The sequence below is a fragment of the Photobacterium sp. R1 genome (assembly GCF_054600795.1).
Genome location: NZ_BAAHZP010000081.1, coordinates 1 through 478, shown reverse-complemented (window position 1 = coordinate 478; position 478 = coordinate 1). Strand labels below are relative to the sequence as shown.

Here is a 478-nt window from a genome sequence, read left to right as displayed (position 1 = left end):
GATCGATGCCGTTGACTGGTCTGGTTGTGACGTGGTGATTGAATCAACAGGCAAACACCGCAACACCGAGTATCTGAATCAATATCTGACGCAGGGTGTGAAGCGTGTCGTCGTATCTGCACCGGTGAAAGAAGAAGGCATTGCCAATATTGTGGTAGGCGTTAACGATCATATCTTTAATCCTGCCCAGCACCGTATTGTGACGGCAGCGTCCTGCACCACCAACTGTATTGCGCCTGTGGTCAAAGTGATCCATGAAAAACTGGGTATCGAGCAGTCTGCATTTACCACGATCCACGATTTAACCAATACCCAAACCATTCTGGATGCACCGCACAAAGATTTGCGCCGCGCCCGTGCCTGCGGCATGAGCCTGATCCCGACCACCACAGGATCGGCCTCGGCCATCGTCGAGATCTTCCCGGAACTGAAAGGCAAAATTAACGGCCATGCCGTGCGTGTCCCGCTGGCCAATGCG

Annotated in this window: 1 pseudogene; it reads left to right on the top strand. The window is 53.1% G+C overall.

What is annotated here, in order from left to right:
- Nucleotides 1-478: pseudogene (locus ACYP03_RS24045) on the top strand (ArsJ-associated glyceraldehyde-3-phosphate dehydrogenase); the annotation flags it as partial.